The 15,440-nt window shown below is 70.1% G+C and carries 15 protein-coding genes and 2 tRNA genes; 12 read left to right on the plus strand and 5 right to left on the minus strand.

Annotated features, from left to right (window positions below; genetic code table 11):
* Window positions 1-10: 10 nt before the first annotated feature.
* A complete protein-coding gene (locus ACIP5O_RS05375) occupies window positions 11-1,444 on the minus strand; it encodes an amino acid permease (RefSeq protein ID WP_401288844.1) in 1,434 nt (477 codons plus the stop codon).
* A 196-nt stretch (window positions 1,445-1,640) separates the two neighbouring features.
* On the opposite strand from ACIP5O_RS05375, the gene ACIP5O_RS05380 reads away from it, so the two are divergent.
* Entirely contained in the window at window positions 1,641-2,135 is a 495-nt protein-coding gene (locus ACIP5O_RS05380; protein ID WP_401288846.1) for a ribose-5-phosphate isomerase, read from the plus strand.
* The gene (locus tag ACIP5O_RS05385) at window positions 2,135-2,944 is read left to right on the plus strand and encodes an Fpg/Nei family DNA glycosylase (RefSeq protein WP_401288849.1); all 810 of its coding nucleotides are present in this window, start codon (window positions 2,135-2,137) and stop codon (window positions 2,942-2,944) included. The genes ACIP5O_RS05380 and ACIP5O_RS05385 overlap by 1 nt, the downstream gene beginning before the upstream one ends.
* A gap of 202 nt (window positions 2,945-3,146) precedes the next feature.
* On the opposite strand, the gene ACIP5O_RS05390 is transcribed toward ACIP5O_RS05385, so the two are convergent.
* Window positions 3,147-4,379 (minus strand): GNAT family N-acetyltransferase, encoded by a 1,233-nt coding sequence (locus tag ACIP5O_RS05390; RefSeq protein ID WP_401288851.1) that lies wholly within the window; start codon window positions 4,377-4,379, stop codon window positions 3,147-3,149.
* Window positions 4,380-4,497: 118 nt separating this feature from the next.
* Here ACIP5O_RS05390 and ACIP5O_RS05395 point away from each other — a divergent pair, with 118 nt between their 5' ends.
* Both ACIP5O_RS05395 and ACIP5O_RS05400 read left to right on the plus strand, forming a co-directional pair.
* The gene (locus tag ACIP5O_RS05395) at window positions 4,498-5,643 is read left to right on the plus strand and encodes a PP2C family protein-serine/threonine phosphatase (protein ID WP_401288852.1); all 1,146 of its coding nucleotides are present in this window, start codon (window positions 4,498-4,500) and stop codon (window positions 5,641-5,643) included.
* Window positions 5,644-5,796: 153 nt separating this feature from the next.
* Window positions 5,797-5,991, plus strand: a complete 195-nt coding sequence (locus tag ACIP5O_RS05400) for a hypothetical protein (protein WP_062755669.1) — start codon at window positions 5,797-5,799, stop codon at window positions 5,989-5,991.
* Window positions 5,992-7,063: 1,072 nt separating this feature from the next.
* Here the strand turns inward: ACIP5O_RS05400 and ACIP5O_RS05405 are convergent.
* Both ACIP5O_RS05405 and ACIP5O_RS05410 read right to left on the minus strand, forming a co-directional pair.
* Window positions 7,064-7,621, minus strand: a complete 558-nt coding sequence (locus tag ACIP5O_RS05405) for an AAA family ATPase (protein ID WP_401288854.1) — start codon at window positions 7,619-7,621, stop codon at window positions 7,064-7,066.
* The gene (locus ACIP5O_RS05410) at window positions 7,618-8,376 is read right to left on the minus strand and encodes a GntR family transcriptional regulator (protein WP_401288856.1); all 759 of its coding nucleotides are present in this window, start codon (window positions 8,374-8,376) and stop codon (window positions 7,618-7,620) included. The genes ACIP5O_RS05405 and ACIP5O_RS05410 overlap by 4 nt, the downstream gene beginning before the upstream one ends.
* 315 nt (window positions 8,377-8,691) lie before the next feature.
* Here ACIP5O_RS05410 and ACIP5O_RS05415 point away from each other — a divergent pair, with 315 nt between their 5' ends.
* From ACIP5O_RS05415 to ACIP5O_RS05430, 4 genes are read left to right on the plus strand one after another with little or no spacing between them, the layout of a single operon-like run.
* Window positions 8,692-9,075, plus strand: a complete 384-nt coding sequence (locus tag ACIP5O_RS05415; RefSeq protein ID WP_401288858.1) for a hypothetical protein — start codon at window positions 8,692-8,694, stop codon at window positions 9,073-9,075.
* Window positions 9,072-10,490 carry a replication initiator protein RepSA gene (repSA, locus tag ACIP5O_RS05420; RefSeq protein WP_401288860.1) on the plus strand — a complete coding sequence of 473 codons (1,419 nt, stop codon included), beginning with the start codon at window positions 9,072-9,074 and terminating at the stop codon, window positions 10,488-10,490. The genes ACIP5O_RS05415 and repSA overlap by 4 nt, the downstream gene beginning before the upstream one ends.
* A gap of 2 nt (window positions 10,491-10,492) precedes the next feature.
* Window positions 10,493-10,693 carry an excisionase family DNA-binding protein gene (locus ACIP5O_RS05425; protein ID WP_401288862.1) on the plus strand — a complete coding sequence of 67 codons (201 nt, stop codon included), beginning with the start codon at window positions 10,493-10,495 and terminating at the stop codon, window positions 10,691-10,693.
* A complete protein-coding gene (locus ACIP5O_RS05430; protein ID WP_401288864.1) occupies window positions 10,693-11,838 on the plus strand; it encodes a tyrosine-type recombinase/integrase in 1,146 nt (381 codons plus the stop codon). The genes ACIP5O_RS05425 and ACIP5O_RS05430 overlap by 1 nt, the downstream gene beginning before the upstream one ends.
* A 65-nt stretch (window positions 11,839-11,903) precedes the next feature.
* Here ACIP5O_RS05430 and ACIP5O_RS05435 read toward each other — a convergent pair.
* A tRNA-Gly gene (locus ACIP5O_RS05435) sits at window positions 11,904-11,977 on the minus strand.
* 132 nt (window positions 11,978-12,109) lie between these two features.
* On the opposite strand from ACIP5O_RS05435, the gene ACIP5O_RS05440 reads away from it, so the two are divergent.
* The 4 genes from ACIP5O_RS05440 (at window position 12,110) to ACIP5O_RS05455 (ending at window position 15,357) form a co-directional block, all read left to right on the plus strand.
* Window positions 12,110-12,186, plus strand: a tRNA-Pro gene (locus ACIP5O_RS05440).
* A gap of 170 nt (window positions 12,187-12,356) precedes the next feature.
* A complete protein-coding gene (gene tig / locus ACIP5O_RS05445) occupies window positions 12,357-13,748 on the plus strand; it encodes a trigger factor (protein WP_401288867.1) in 1,392 nt (463 codons plus the stop codon).
* A gap of 270 nt (window positions 13,749-14,018) precedes the next feature.
* Window positions 14,019-14,636, plus strand: coding sequence for an ATP-dependent Clp protease proteolytic subunit (locus ACIP5O_RS05450; protein ID WP_356541127.1), 618 nt, complete (start codon window positions 14,019-14,021; stop codon window positions 14,634-14,636).
* 61 nt (window positions 14,637-14,697) lie between these two features.
* Window positions 14,698-15,357 (plus strand): ATP-dependent Clp protease proteolytic subunit, encoded by a 660-nt coding sequence (locus ACIP5O_RS05455; protein ID WP_356541198.1) that lies wholly within the window; start codon window positions 14,698-14,700, stop codon window positions 15,355-15,357.
* Window positions 15,358-15,440 lie beyond the last annotated feature (83 nt).

Consider the following 15,440-nt stretch of genomic DNA (forward strand, 5'->3'; position numbering starts at 1 on the left):
GCGCCGTGCGTCAGCGGCGAGCGGATTTTCCGACCCGCTCGCGGACCAGCGCCACCGCGACCACGAGCGCGGCCACGAGCAGCGAGAGCACGACCTGCTCCCGGGCGCTGCCGCCGTCGTAGAGCATGTAGCCGAGGACGAAGACGATCATGCCGATCGTCGCCCAGGTCAGGTACGGGAAGAGCCACATCCGCACGACCAGCTTCTCCGGCGACTCGCGCAGGATGATGCCGCGCATCCGGAGCTGGGTCACGCAGATGACCAGCCAGACGAAGAGCGCCACCGCGCCGGAGGAGTTCAGCAGGAAGGCGAAGACGGTGTCCGGCCACTTGTAGTTGAAGAAGACCGCGACGAAGCCGAAGACGACCGAGCCGAGGATCGCCGTCCGCGGCACGCCCCGCGCGCTGGTGCGGGCGAAGGCCTTCGGGGCGTCACCGCGCTGCCCGAGCGAGAAGGCCATCCGGGAGGCCGTGTAGAGGCCCGAGTTCAGGCAGGACAGGACGGCCGTCAGGACGATCACGTTCATGACCTGGCCGGCGTGCGGGATGCCGATGGAGTCGAGGGCGGCGACGTACGAGCCCTTCTCGACGATCGACTTGTCGTTCCACGGCAGCAGGGTCAGGACCACGAAGATCGAGCCCAGGTAGAAGACGCCGATCCGCCAGATCACGCTGTTGGTGGCCTTGGTGACCGCGCGCTGCGGGTCCTCCGACTCGCCGGCGGCCAGGGTGACGATCTCGCTGCCCATGAAGGAGAAGACGACCATCAGCACACCGGTGAGGATCGCGCCCGCGCCCATCGGGAAGAAGCCCCCGGCGTCGGTGAGGTGCGCGAACCCGGCGCCCGGGTTGTCCGAGCCGGGCAGCACGCCGAAGACCGCGAGCAGGCCGACGACGACGAAGGCGCCGATGGCGACGACCTTGATGCCGGCGAACCAGAACTCGAACTCGCCGTAGGAGGCGACCGAGGCGAGGTTGGTGGCGGTGAGCACCACCATCACGATGAGCGCCCAGCCCCACTGCGGTACGGCCGGGATCCAGCCCTCCAGGATCTTGGCGCCCGCGGTCGCCTCGACGGCCAGCACGACCACCCAGAAGAACCAGTACAGCCAGCCGATGCTGAAGCCGGCCCAGCGGCCGAGGGCCTGGTCCGCGTAGGCCGAGAAGGAGCCGGACGAGGGCCGCGCGGCGGCCATCTCGCCCAGCATCCGCATCACGAAGACGACCATGGCGCCGACGAGGGCGTAGGAGAGCAGGATCGCGGGGCCGGCCGCGGCGATGCCGGAGCCGGAGCCGACGAAGAGGCCGGCGCCGATGACGCCGCCGATGGCGATCATCGAGAGGTGGCGGTTCTTGAGACCGGCCTTGAGACCGTCGGAGGTGTCGGGCGTGCCGGTGGTGCCGGCCGTGCCGTCGTCCTTCGTCAGGGTCGGTTGCGTGTTCATGGACGCTTCCTCGTGTGTGGGGGTCGCTCGGGTCGCGAGCCCGGGCATTCAACCCCGGGGAGGGGGCTGATCGGAAGCCCCTGTTCCGGATCGTTGTACGGACGGCCGCGCGAGAGGCGAAGGTCCGTACCAGGCCGGACGAAGGTCCCGACCCCGCTGCCCACTACCCCGCTCGGGACGTGCCACACTCGGCACCATGCGCGTCTACATCGGTTCCGACCACGCCGGCTACGAACTCAAGAACCACCTCGTCGAGTGGCTGAAGGCCCACGGCCACGAGCCCGTCGACTGCGGTCCCCACGTCTACGACGCCCTCGACGACTACCCGCCGTTCTGCCTGCGCGCCGCCGAGAAGACGGCCGCGGACCCGGATGGCCTCGGCATCGTCATCGGCGGCTCCGGCAACGGCGAGCAGATCGCCGCGAACAAGGTGAAGGGGGTGCGCGCCGCCCTCGCCTGGAGCGAGCAGACCGCCGCCCTCGGCCGCGAGCACAACAACGCCAACGTGATCTCCGTCGGCGGCCGGATGCACACGCGGGAAGAGGCGACCAAGTTCGTCGAGATCTTCCTCGACACCCCGTACTCCGGTGACGAGCGTCACACCCGCCGGATCGACATGCTCACCGCCTACGAGAACACCGGCGAGCTCCCCCCGATCCCGGCCCACCACCCGCAGGAGCCGACCGCCTGATGCCCGAGGGGCACACCATCCACCGGCTGGCCGCCGACCACCGCGAGCGGTTCGGCGGCCGGCCCGTGCGCGTCTCCAGCCCGCAGGGCAGGTTCGCCGACTCGGCCGCCCTGCTCGACGGCACCGTCCTGGAGACCACCGAGGCCCACGGCAAGCACCTCTTCCTGGGCTTCGCCGGCCGGGGCTGGGTCCACGTCCACCTCGGCCTCTTCGGCAGGGTGACCTTCGGCGACGCCCCCGCCCCGCCGCCCACCGACACGGTCCGGCTGCGGCTCGCGAACCCCGAGGCGTACGTCGACCTGCGCGGCCCCACCGCCTGCGCCCTGATCACGGACGCCGAGAAGCGGGCGATACACGACCGGCTCGGCCCCGACCCGCTGCGCGACGGCGACGACCCGGACCGGGCCTGGAGCCGCATCTCGAAGTCCCGCACCACCGTCGCCGCCCTCCTCATGGACCAGAAGGTCGTCGCCGGCGTCGGCAACGTCTACCGCGCCGAGGTCCTCTTCCGGCACGGCATCGACCCGTACCGCGCCGGCAAGGACCTCACCAAGGGGGAGTGGGACGCGATCTGGGCCGACCTGGTGCTGCTCATGCGCGAGGGCGTACGGCTCAACCGCATCGACACCGTACGGCCCGAGCACACCCCCGAGGCCATGGGCCGCCCGCCGCGCGTCGACGACCACGGCGGCGAGGTGTACGTCTACCGGCGCGCCCGGATGGCCTGCCACGTCTGCGGCACCGACGTCCGCACGGCGGACCTGGCCGCCCGCAACCTCTTCTGGTGCCCGGGCTGCCAGACCCGCTAGGGGGACTCCCCCAGGGGGTGTCTTGTCGATCAGGCCGGGCTCGCGGCGTCCGGCACCGCTCCCCCGTAGCCCTTCGGGCACGGGGGCACCCCCAGCCGCGTTGTCGTCACTCGCCAGGGCTCCGCCCTGCCTCCCTCCTCCGCCTTGCGATGCACGGCACCGGACACCGCTCCCTGATCCGGCCCGACCGACAAGACACCCCCTAGAACCCGTGCGGCAGCCACGGTGCGACCGGGGAGCCGAACGCCACCGACGCCTCCACCAGCGCGCCCTCCCGCAGCTCCCGCACCCGCCCGGCCGCCGCCAGGGACGTCAGCGGGACGCCGCCCAGGTACGCCGCCCCCAACTCCCGCACCGAGAGCGACAGGTCAGCCGGGTCCGAGGTCCGGACGCAGGTCGCGCCCTTCGCGTCCCCGGTCAGCCGCCAACGCCCCTCGTTCCACGGGCAGAACGCGTCCTCGACCTCCAACACCACGTCCACCGGCGCCTGGTACGTCCGCGCCTCCAGGGCCGGACCCACCTCCACCAGACGCACGTGCAGCGCGTCCCGCAGCGTCGGCGCGCACCGCCGCACGTCGTCCACCAGGTGCTGCCAGCCGTCGTCCACCGGCCGGCCGTCGACCATCCGCACCGACGCCGTCAGGTCCACCGAGCACAGGAACCGCCACAGCGCCGCCTCCGCCGCCGGGTCGAGCCCCATCAGCCCGTGCACGTGCACCGAGCCGTCGGCCCCCGTGGCCGACCAGTCCGGCTTGACCGCGTAGTGCGCGAACCCCACGACCTCCCCGTCCCGCTCCGCGAGCACGCACAGCAGCGGCGACGCCCCGCCCCGCTCGGCCGGGGGATCGATCAGCGGCAGCCGCTCCCAGCCCGGCCGCCGGGCGAGCATCCCCGGACGCGAGGGCACCAGGCGCGCGTACACCGCCTCGCACGCCGCCGAGGACTCCACCGGGTCCGCCTGGCGCAGCGCCACCCCGTCCGTGCCCTCCGGCACCGCGAGCCGCACCCGGTTCGTGTCGATCACCGCCCGCGTCGAGTACGTCGCGATCCCGTAGCCGAACCGCCCGTAGATCCCCGGCTCCGACGCCGTGAGCACCGCGAGGAACTCGCCCGCCGCCCGCAGGTCGTCCAGCTGCCGCCGCATCATCGAGGTCAGGATCCCGCGCCGCCGGTGCGTCCCCGCCACGCTCACCATCGTCACCCCGGCCGCCGGCACCGAAGCCCCGCCCGGCACCGTGAGCCGGAAGGAGAACGACCCCGCCGTCCCCACGCACAGCTCGCCGTCCCAGGCACCCAGGGAACGGTCGAACTCGGTCAGGTCCCGCCACAACCGTCGCTCCTCGGGGGACTCGGCCACCCCTCCGAAGGCCAGTTCGAGCACCCCGTACCAGCGATCCCATTCGAGCGGGTCGAGAACCCGCAGCTCAGTAGTCATATGCCAAGTCATATGCCATCGATATCAGCGGCCCGCGCCCGGGGCGACCCGATTTCGCGCACCTTGTCACCGGGGTACCCCTGCACGACGCCGGGCGGGATGGATAGGGTCCAGGCCAATGGGACACCGAGGCGGAGCGCACGCGTACGTGGCCCGGACACGCAGGCGCGTGCGCCGGGCCCGCGTCGCGCTGCGCAGATCCGGCGTCGACTACTTCCGCGGCGACGGCGCCGACTGGATCGCGCTCGCCGGGCTCCTCCTGATGGTCCCGGCCATCGCCCTCGGCACCCTGGTCGACCCCGTCTGGTGCGCGCCCACCGCGCTCGCCCTGCCCATCGTGGCCGGCGGCCTGCTGCTGCGCCCCGCCAGCCTGCTCGGTCTGTACGCGGCGGCCGCCGGCGCCCTCATCGTCGAGTCCGTCGTCCTCGGCCCGTACACCCAGGGCCCCGCCCGGGTCACCCCCGGCACCGTCCTCGTCGTCGCCGCCTGCGGCCTCTTCGGCCTCCTCATCGCCCAGTTCCGGGCCCGCGTCGGCGTGCCCTGGCGGCGCGGCGGCACCATGCTCTTCGACCTGCGCGAACGCATCCGGGTCCAGAGCGCCCTGCCCCGGCTCCCGCAGGGCTGGCACCGCGAGATGGCCCTGCGCCCGGCCGGCGGCCAGTCCTTCTCCGGGGACTTCGTCGTCGCCGCCCGCACCCACGGCGGACGCACCCTGGAGGTCGTCCTCACCGACGTCTCCGGCAAGGGCATGGACGCGGCCTCCCGCTCCCTGCTGCTCTCCGGCGCCTTCGGCGGCCTCCTCGGCTCGCTCCCGCCGCACGGCTTCCTGCCCGCGGCCAACGGCTACCTGCTGCGCCAGAACTGGGACGAGGGCTTCGCCACCTCGATCCACCTCGTCCTGGACCTGGAGTCCGGCGACTACGAGCTCTACTCGGCCGGCCACCTGCCCGCCCTCCAACTCCACGCGGGCAGCGGCCGCTGGGAGGAGAAGGACGCCGAAGGACCCCTCCTCGGCGTCTACGACGGCGCCGAGTTCCACCCGGTCAAGGGCTCCCTGCGCCCCGGCGACGTCCTGATGCTCTTCACCGACGGCCTCGTCGAGGCCGCCGACCGGGACATCGCCGAGGGCATCGACCGGCTCACCGGCGAGGCCGACCGCTGCGTCACCGACGGCTTCGACGGCGTCGCCTGGGACCTCATCGAGGCCGTCGCCAAGGACGTCAACGACGACCGGGCCCTGCTCCTGATCTCCCGCCGCGCCTGACGGACCGTCGGTCCGGGCGTGATCTTCTCCACGGCGATTCGCCACCGGGCAGCGAGGGCATGGGGGTTGGTGGCACGATGGTGACAGCGGGGGGCGGCCGGGAAACGGGCTCCCTGGTGGGCAAGGCGGGACCGACCGAGGGTGTGATCAGTTGTGGCCATTTCGCTGTCTGTGGTGTTGCTCCTGGCAATCATCATGGTGGTGCTGATCCGCGGGGGAAACCTCAAGGCGGGCCCGGCCATCGTGGCGGTCCTCTTCGGCTTCTTCCTCGCCTCCACCGGCATGGCCGACGACATCCAGCGCTTCCTGGACTCGATAACGCAGACCGTGGCGTCCATCAAGTTCTGAGGACGCCCCCGGGAAACGACACGGGGCCCGGACCGCGAGAAGCGGCCCGGGCCCCGAGGGCGTGGAGCGGGTGACGGGAATCGAACCCGCGTAGCTAGTTTGGAAGACCTCGTACGTGGAGTGCGCGTAGCCAGCAAGGATGCTGACCTGGCGCTTCCTCAGGATCGAGCTGTGGCTCCCCGCTACTCCCCGCTCGTTCCCTCTGGTTCGGGCACGCTTCGGGCACGTCCGCCAGAGATCCGCAGAACGCTACACCAAGCTGAATCAGACCTGCTGTAGCAGTAAGGCGGCAAGGCTTGTCAGCGCCGCAACGAGGCTGGCCAGAGCGGCAATGAGGGTCGCCGGGCTGTCCTTCCGCGCCACCTGTGCTGGCTCCTCGATTCCGTTTGGTGTAGTGTTCCGGGTAACCCATAAGGTATTGCGTACGCAATGCTTTATAGGTTCAGGTCGCTCTTGCTTCGGCATGATCTCTCCACTGATCGAGTGACCGAATGACCCGCCGGTATAGGTTCCTAGGCCAAGAACCGGGGGGTTATTCGTGTTTGCTGACAGGTTTTACTTGCGGGCACCCTACCAGGCGGCTGGACGAATCACGTTCCGATCGGACCACTGCCCCAGCTCCCATCCCGTCTGCCGTCGACCCACACACCGTGGAGCAGGCGCGGTGCCGGGCGTCCAGGTGGAGCGCCCAACTGGACGAACGACCTGGACGCCCGGTGCCGTGTCTGCTCGGCTCTGCCTGGGTCGACGGCAGACGGGATGGGAGCCCCCCACCGCAACACCTCACGGCCGGCACCCGCTCACGGAGCCCCCGCCCATCCTGGTGCTTGTTGCGCCCCCGCCGGAGGCATGTCGGTGACGGGAAGAGAACCGCGGGCGTCGGGGACTCGGACTCATGCCCTTGGGCCTGTCCCGCTTGCAGGGGCGGGCGTCGGCGCAGTGGGGGCGGAGCGGGCCGAAGGCAGGAGCGGCGCCCCGAGCGGAGCCGGAAAGCCCGCCCGGCGGAGCGGAGCGCAGCCGGGTGCTTGATGAGGTAGAGAAACCTGTAACACCTACCCCGGCATCCTCCGGGCTACAGGCGATCCTGCTCCGTCCGAAGAGTCTTCAATACTGACTCAGGGTCGCCATCGTAGACAAGGTGGGGCTCGCTGGGCCCTGGGGGCACGAACCGCTTCCGGTAACGGAGCAGGTCGCTCTCTGCGAAGTAGATCGAGTTGGGATCGTCTTCGTGCTGGGCGTTGCGCTTGCTCACCCGAGCCCAGAGTTCTTCATGGCTGACCTCAAGGTAGACCACCGTCGAGACCGCACCGGCTTCGGCAGCGAAAGCCCTCCAGCGGGCGCGTTCTTCCGGGGTCCAGAATCCATGGTCGACCACCACGTCGTGTCCGGCCCGCAGTTGCTTCCGGAGTTCGACTGAGGTCTCTTCGAGGATCGGCCGCTCAAGGGTCGGGAACGTGCCCCGGGGGAAGTCGACTCCGTACACGCCGTGTCGGCGGAACATCTCCTCGTCTGGGCAGAGCCTGAGGAACCCGCGTGCAGTCAGTGCGCGAGCCAGAGTCGTCTTACCTGAACCAGGTAGTCCCACCATGAGGACGCAGAAGGCCGGACGGGTGGGCTCGGTGCTCGTCACTGGGCGAGTTCCGATTCTGTCTGCCAGGTGCGACCCGGGCCGCCAAGGTCTACGCCGTACTCGACTACGGCGCCTTCGCTGTCTACGAACTTGGCTGTCATCACGACCACTGGCTTCTTGGGGGCCTTCGCGGGATCCAGCTCCAGGAGCTCGGCGTCCTCTCGCGTGAGCAGACGTGCCGAGGCGGTGTCGAACCGGTGCCTGATCGGTCGGCCGGTGGCCTGCGCGATAAGTTGCAGTGACGTTCCCCCTGTCAGCCTTTCGCTGCTCGTGAGCTGGGGGATCAGTTCGCCGTACTGGGCGGGGATCCACGACGTGGAGTGCGCGACGATGCCGTGCCGGTCGCGGTACACCCGGCTTCGCCGGATCACGTTGGACCCGGGCTTGATGTCGAGGGCTTCGGCTACATCTGCGGGCGCCGGCACCACCGAAGCTTGGTGGGAGTCGGACCGTTCGCCGGTTCCCCAACTGGACCCGGTGACAAGCCCTCGGTCCTGGCGCTGGGCTCCCGACGACATGGGGGCAGGGCGGTCAAGCACCTCGGTTCCGATTCCGTGGATGCCCCTGACGAGACCCTCGTTGCGCAGCTTGCGCAGAGCCTTCTCAGCGGTGGCGGTGCTGACGCTCCACTCCTGGGAGAGCGTTTTGATGCTCGGCAGAAGTGAGCCCGGCTGAAGGTCTCCGGACGTGATCAGTGCCGCGTAGTGGGCGGCAATCTGCGCGTAGGGCGCTCGATTGTCGGCCTGGTCCGCCATTGGCTAGCTCCTTCTCGTCTCTACTTCCCTAGCGTACCCCTTGACACCCTAGGGTGCCCTAGGGAACCTTAGGGATGTGTTCGCTGTCACGGACAGCGAGGCACGGCACCAACCACTTCTTGCCCAGGGGCGGCGCTCAACCGCCAAGAAGAACCACCGCCCCTGGCTCCCACGAAGGGAAGTTCCATGATGCCTGCTCTGTCCTCCTCCGCGTTACTGTCCTGGTCCGAGATGGACGCGCCGCGTCGTGATCAGTGCCCGGGGTGCCGGGTCACGGTGCCTGCCTGGCAGCGGTCCTGCGTGGACGGTCTGAGCGTGCTGACGCACGACGGGAACGTGATCTGCCCGAAGGACCCGACGCTCGGCTACCAGCCGGTCAGCTCCGGTAGCGCCTCGGTGATCTCGGCCGTGCCGGACGTGTGCAAGGACTGCGACGGGACGCTTCTGGGCTCCGACGACGGCTCGATGACCGGCACCGCCGGGGAACTGGTGCCCTGCGGCTGCGTCGTCTTCGACGGGCTGCGCTGCTCGTGCGAGGTGACCGGCTGGCCCCTGAACGACTCCTTCACCGGCTGGATCGAGCTGACCCGCGCCGAACTGCGCGACGCCCCGCACGACGCCCCGGTCTACCGGCCCTGCCCGCACCACCACACCACCGCCCGCGCCGCCTCGCAGTCCTTGCGGACGGTGGCGGCGTGACGGTCTTCCCCGTCGCCCCGGAGGCCGTGGCCCACGTCGCGGCCTCCCTGGGCACCGACCCCCTCGCCCTGGCCGACCTCCTGCGGGTCGCGAACACCCCCGGCTTCGAGCGGTGGCGTGAGCAGGTGCGGCGTACCGGTGGCTGCTCGGACCCGATCCACCTGTCCGGCACCACCGTCACCCGCGACCGCGCCACCGGCGATGTCCTGTACTCCTACTCGACGGCCGATGAGCCGGGGGGCCGGTTACGGGTCGCCTGCGGCAACCGCCGGGCCTCCCGCTGCCCCTCCTGCGCCTGGACGTACGCGGGGGACACCTACCACCTGATCCGGGCCGGGATCACCGGGGATGAGCGCAAGAGCGTCCCCGCCACCGTCCGGGACCACCCGAGGGTCTTCGCCACCCTCACCGCCCCGTCCTTCGGGCCGGTCCATAACCGCCCTGCCTCCGGCCGCTGCCGCTGCGGCACCGCCCACCCGGAGAACTCGCCCCTCCTGGGCACCGCCCTCGACCCGGCCACCTACGACTACGCGGGCGCGGTGCTGTGGAACAACCACGCCGGGCACCTGTGGCAGCGCTTCACGATCTACCTGCGCCGCGAGATCGCCGCCCGCGCCGGGATCACCCAGGCCGCGTTGAAGGAGTCGTGCCGGGTGTCCTTCGGCAAGGTCGCCGAGTTCCAGAAACGCGGCGCGATCCACTTCCACGCGGTCGTTCGCCTCGACGGCCCCGACGGACCCGAGACCAGCCCGCCCGCGTGGGCCTCGGTTGGCCTGCTGGACGACGCGATCCGCGCCGCTGCCGCCCGGGTCGCCGTCACGCTCCCGCCCGCCGGCACCCACCCCGAACGGACCCTGCGCTGGGGCACGCAGATGGACGTGCAGCCGATCGGCGCGTTCGGCCAGGAGGAGCTGACCGAACAGGCCGTCGCCTCCTACGTCGCCAAGTACGCCACCAAGGCCGCCGAGACCACCGGCACCGTCGACCGCCGCATCGGTGAACCGGCGGAGCTGGCCCACCTCGACGTGCCCGACCACACCCGGCGCCTGATCGAAGCCTGCTGGACCCTCGACGGCGACTATCCCGGCCGGATGCTGGCGCGCTGGTCGCACATGCTCGGCTTCCGCGGCCACTTCTCCACCAAATCCCGCGCCTACTCCACCACCCTCGGCGCCCTGCGCCAGACCCGCGCCGACTACCGCGCCGCCCAGGAACGCAGGGAACGCGGCCTGCCGGACCCGGACGATGCGGAGGGCTCCACCCTCGTGATCGCCCACTGGACCTACGCCGGACACGGCCACACACCCGGCGAGTCCTGGCTCGCCGCCAGCATCGCCCGCGACATCCGCACCAACCGCGAACTCGTCCGCGAGATCCGGACCGAACTCGAAGCCACCGAACTGGGGGAGTGGTGAGCATGGACCGACTGCTGAGCGTGAACGAGGTAGCTGAACTCCTCGGCACCACCATCCGCTTCCCCCGGCGCCTCATCGAAGAGCGCCGCATCGTCTTCGTGAAGGTCGGCCGCCACGTCCGCATCCCCGAGAGCGCGGTCACCGCCTTCGTCGCCGCGAACACCGTCCAGCCGGTCACCCGCCGCCTGAGGAGCGTGGCCTGATGCCGGGCAGGAAGCGATCCTTCGGGCGAGTCCGCAAGCTGCCCTCGGGGCGTTACCAGGCTCGCTACCCGTCTCCTGATGGCATCGACCGTCCCGCGCCGCACACCTTCCGTACGAAGCGGGAGGCTGACGACTGGCTGGCGGAGCGTCAGGCCGAGCTGCGTGCCGGAGACTGGACGGACCCGGACGCAGCCAAGGTGCCTTTCGGGGTGTACGCGGCTACCTGGATCACTGAGCGGGGTATCAGCTCCTCGACCGCCGACCTGTACCGGTCGCTCCTGCGGAATCACCTCGCGCCGACCTTCGATGGCGTCGCCCTGGCCGACATCACCCCGGCCATGGTCCGTGCCTGGCGGGTGGCTCGACTGGAAGTGGGCGCCGGAGCGTCGTCGGTAGCCAAGGCGTACGCCCTGCTGCGCGCGGTGCTCATGACGGCAGTCGAGGACCGGCTCATCCGCCGGAATCCCTGCCGCATCAAGGGTGCTTCCGTGGCCTCGACGCCCGAGCGGCCCACGGCAACCATTCGGGAGGTCTACGACCTCGCCGGAGCCGTTCAGCCCCGGTACCGGGCTCTCGTCCTCCTGGCGGCCTTCACGGGTCTTCGGTGGGGAGAGCTGATCGGGCTCCACCGCCGGGATCTCGACCTCGACGCCGGGACACTTCGAGTGCGCCGGAACGTCGCGGAGCTCCACAGCGGCGAACGGCTAGTGAAGCAGCCCAAGAGTTCGGCCGGCATGCGCACCGTCGCCATTCCGGCTGTGATCGTGCCGGATCTCGTCTCCCACCTGACGGTGTTCGCGGAGGCCGGTCCGGACGGCCGGGTCTTCATCGGTGCCAAGAGGGCGACTCCTCGCCGGAACCACTTCAACAAGCTCTGGCACAAGGCGTGCGATCAGGTCGGCATCAAGGGGCTGCACTTCCACGATCTCCGGCACACGGGGAACACCCTCGCGGCCGCGACCGGTGCCAGCACCCGTGAACTGATGACGAGGATGGGCCACAGCACCGCGCGGGCCGCGCTGATCTATCAGCACGCGACGGCCGAGCGAGAGCGGCTGATCGGCCAGGCCGTGAGCGCGGTCGTCGAACGGGCCCGGAAGCAAGATCCCGAACCGAACGGGCACGCAGCGGGCACGGAGGGCTGAACCAAGATCGGAAAAGCGTCAGGGCCAGGACGGAGGATGATCCTCTGACCTGGCCCTGAATCGCATGGAGCGGGTGACGGGAATCGAACCCGCGTAGCTAGTTTGGAAGACTAGTGCTCTACCATTGAGCTACACCCGCACAGCATCGCGCCGCAGGTCACGAGGACCGCGGCACGAAGAGCATGGTACCGGGTCCGCGGCCTCCTTCGCACACCCCGTGAAACGGGGGCGCCGCACAGTCCTCGTGCATGTACCCTACGTGTCGCACCGACGGGGTGTGGCGCAGCTTGGTAGCGCGTCCGCTTTGGGAGCGGAAGGCCGTGGGTTCAAATCCCGCCACCCCGACCACGACGACCACGCACCCGTCCCGGGCGTTCTTGATCATGTTGTGGGCGTCCTCCCGCTTGCGGTTACTATGCAAGCTGCGTGCCCGTGTGTCTCTCTGACCGGGCCGATCGGCCGGACCCGCCCCGCGCGGACCGGCTGAATCCAGGAATCAGCCACAAGGAGACCGAACCGTGAAGAGCGCCGTGGAGACCCTGAACCCGACCCGGGTTCGGCTCACTGTCGAGGTGCCCTTCGAGGAGCTCAAGGACAGCCTCGACGCGGCGTACAAGAAGATCAACCAGCAGGTCACGGTCAAGGGCTTCCGCAAGGGCAAGATCCCGGCTCGCGTGATCGACCAGCGGTTCGGCCGCGGCGCCGTGCTGGAAGAGGCCGTCAACGACGCGCTCCCGAAGTTCTACACCGAGGCCGTCAACGAGGCCGAGGTCAACCCGCTCGGCCAGCCCGAGGTCGACATCACCGAGCTGAAGGACGGCGAGCTGCTGGCCTTCACCGCCGAGGTCGACATCCGCCCGACGATCGAGATCCCGGACTACTCCGGCATCGAGGTCACCGTCGACGCGGTCGAGGTCACCGACGAGGACGTCGAGAAGTCCGTGGAGCAGCTCCGCGAGCGCTTCGCCTCGACCTCCCCGGTCGAGCGCGCCGCCCAGGACGGCGACGTCGTCACCATCGACCTGGAGGCCAAGGTCGACGGCGAGGTCCTGCCCGACGGCGTCGCGAGCGACGTCTCGTACACCATCGGCTCCGGCGAGCTGCTCGACGGCATCGACGAGGCCGTCAAGGGCCTGGAGGCCGGCGGCGAGGCCACCTTCACCTCGCAGCTGAAGGGCGGCTCCGCCGAGGGCAAGGACGCGGAGGTCACCGTCAAGGTCACCGCCGTCGCCGCCCGCGAGCTCCCCGAGCTGGACGACGAGTTCGCCCAGCTGGCGTCGGAGTTCGACACCCTCGACGAGCTCAAGGCCGACAGCCGCAAGCGCCTCGAGAACATGAAGCAGTTCGACCAGGCCACCCAGGCCCAGGAGCGCGTCCTCGACGAGCTCCTCAAGCTGGTCGAGGTCCCGATGCCCGAGAAGCTCCTCGAGGACGAGATCAACACCCGCAAGCACAACCTGGAGCACCACCAGCTCGGCCAGATGGGCCTCGACCTCGGCAAGTACCTGGAGATCCAGGGCAAGACCGAGGAGGAGTTCCTGGCCGAGACCAAGGAGCAGGCCGAGAAGGGCATCAAGACCCAGTTCATCCTCGACGAGCTGGTCAACCGGGAGAAGCTCGACGTCTCCCGCGAGGAGCTCACCGAGCACCTGTTCCGCCGCGCCGCCTCCTCCGGCATGAGCCCCGACCAGTTCGCCCAGGCCGTGGCCCAGGGCGGCCAGGTGCCGATGCTCGTCGGCGAGGTCGCCCGCGGCAAGGCCCTCGCGGTCGTCGTCGAGGCCGCCAAGGTCGTCGACACCAACGGTGAGGTCGTCGACCTCTCCGACGACGAGGACGAGGCCGCCGAGGGCGCCGAGACCGCCGTCGGGGCGGCCGAGGGCGCCGAGGCCGAGGCCTCCGAGGACAAGTAGGTCCGGAAGCGGCGCGGAGGCTCCGGCCCCCGCCCCGCACCCCTCCACGGGCCCGTGCGCACGGCTGTGCGCACGGGCCCGTGGGCGTACCGGGACCCCGCCGCGCGCGCCCCGCCACCTTGCGCTCCCAGCGAACAGTTCGGGAACCGGGATGGCGTTGTCCCACCTGCGCGTTAGGGTCCATGAATACGGGGGCAGTGCCTTCTGGCAGAGCCTTCCGAACGAAACGCTGAGACGGCCCGGGGCCGTCGGAGACGAGCAGGTGGATACGTGACGAATCTGAAGCCTTACGCCGCGGGTGAGCCGTCCATCGGTGGCGGCCTCGGCGACCATGTCTACAACCGGCTGCTCGGCGAGCGCATCATCTTCCTCGGCCAGCAGGTCGACGACGAGATCGCCAACAAGATCACCGCACAGATGCTCCTCCTGGCCGCCGAGCCGGACAAGGACATCTACCTCTACATCAACAGCCCCGGTGGCTCGGTGACGGCCGGCATGGCCGTCTACGACACCATGCAGTACATCCCGAACGACATCGTCACCATCGGCATGGGCATGGCGGCCTCCATGGGCCAGTTCCTGCTCACCGGCGGCACCCACGGCAAGCGCTTCGCGCTGCCGAACACCGACATCCTGATGCACCAGGGCTCCGCCGGCATCGGCGGCACCGCATCGGACATCAAGATCCAGGCCGAGTACCTCCTGCGCACCAAGAAGCGCATGGCCGAGATCACCGCGCACCACTCCGGCCAGACCGTCGAGGCGATCATCCGCGACGGCGACCGCGACCGCTGGTTCACCGCGGAGGAGGCCAAGGACTACGGCCTCATCGACGAGATCATCTCTGCCGCCTCGGGCGTTCCGGGCGGCGGCGGCACGGGCGCCTGAGCCCGTCGGCCCGCTCCAGAGCCCCAGCCCACCGAACGTCACCAGGACGGTGAACACCCAGATGCAGAACAACCTCTCCCCGAGCGGCCTCTACACCGGCGCGCCGATGGACAACCGCTACGTCGTGCCGCGCTTCGTGGAGCGCACCTCGCAGGGCGTGCGCGAGTACGACCCGTACGCGAAGCTGTTCGAGGAGCGCGTGATCTTCCTCGGCGTCCAGATCGACGACGCCTCCGCCAACGACGTCATGGCGCAGCTCCTGTGCCTGGAGTCGATGGACCCGGACCGCGACATCTCGATCTACATCAACAGCCCCGGCGGCTCCTTCACCGCGCTGACGGCGATCTACGACACGATGCAGTTCGTGAAGCCCGACATCCAGACGGTCTGCATGGGCCAGGCGGCCTCCGCCGCGGCCGTGCTGCTCGCCGCCGGCACCCCCGGCAAGCGGATGGCCCTGCCGAACGCCCGCGTGCTGATCCACCAGCCCTCCGGCGGCACCGGCCGCGAGCAGCTCTCCGACCTGGAGATCGCGGCCAACGAGATCCTGCGGATGCGCAGCCAGCTCGAGCAGATGCTGGCCACCCACTCCTCGACCCCGATCGAGAAGATCCGCGACGACATCGAGCGCGACAAGATCCTGACCGCCGAGGACGCCCTCGCGTACGGACTGGTCGACCAGATCGTCTCGACCCGCAAGAGCACGGCCGCCACGGTCTGACGCTCGACCTTCCCCTGGCACGGTGGACACGGCCCGGCGGGCTCGTGGCCGAATCGCGACCGTGTGAACCGTGCCAAGGGGGG

The organism is Streptomyces sp. NPDC088915 (assembly GCF_044749825.1).
Classification (GTDB): domain Bacteria; phylum Actinomycetota; class Actinomycetes; order Streptomycetales; family Streptomycetaceae; genus Streptomyces.

What these genes read in the sequence shown, in the direction of transcription:
- ACIP5O_RS05375 (WP_401288844.1), bottom strand. Translation starts at nt 1,444, where the DNA reads ATGAACACGCAACCGACCCTGACGAAGGACGACGGCACGGCCGGCACC.
- ACIP5O_RS05455 (WP_356541198.1), top strand. Translation starts at nt 14,698, where the DNA reads ATGCAGAACAACCTCTCCCCGAGCGGCCTCTACACCGGCGCGCCGATG.
- ACIP5O_RS05395 (WP_401288852.1), top strand. Translation starts at nt 4,498, where the DNA reads ATGGGACACCGAGGCGGAGCGCACGCGTACGTGGCCCGGACACGCAGG.
- ACIP5O_RS05390 (WP_401288851.1), bottom strand. Translation starts at nt 4,379, where the DNA reads ATGACTACTGAGCTGCGGGTTCTCGACCCGCTCGAATGGGATCGCTGG.
- ACIP5O_RS05380 (WP_401288846.1), top strand. Translation starts at nt 1,641, where the DNA reads ATGCGCGTCTACATCGGTTCCGACCACGCCGGCTACGAACTCAAGAAC.
- ACIP5O_RS05430 (WP_401288864.1), top strand. Translation starts at nt 10,693, where the DNA reads ATGCCGGGCAGGAAGCGATCCTTCGGGCGAGTCCGCAAGCTGCCCTCG.
- ACIP5O_RS05425 (WP_401288862.1), top strand. Translation starts at nt 10,493, where the DNA reads ATGGACCGACTGCTGAGCGTGAACGAGGTAGCTGAACTCCTCGGCACC.
- ACIP5O_RS05410 (WP_401288856.1), bottom strand. Translation starts at nt 8,376, where the DNA reads ATGGCGGACCAGGCCGACAATCGAGCGCCCTACGCGCAGATTGCCGCC.
- ACIP5O_RS05385 (WP_401288849.1), top strand. Translation starts at nt 2,135, where the DNA reads ATGCCCGAGGGGCACACCATCCACCGGCTGGCCGCCGACCACCGCGAG.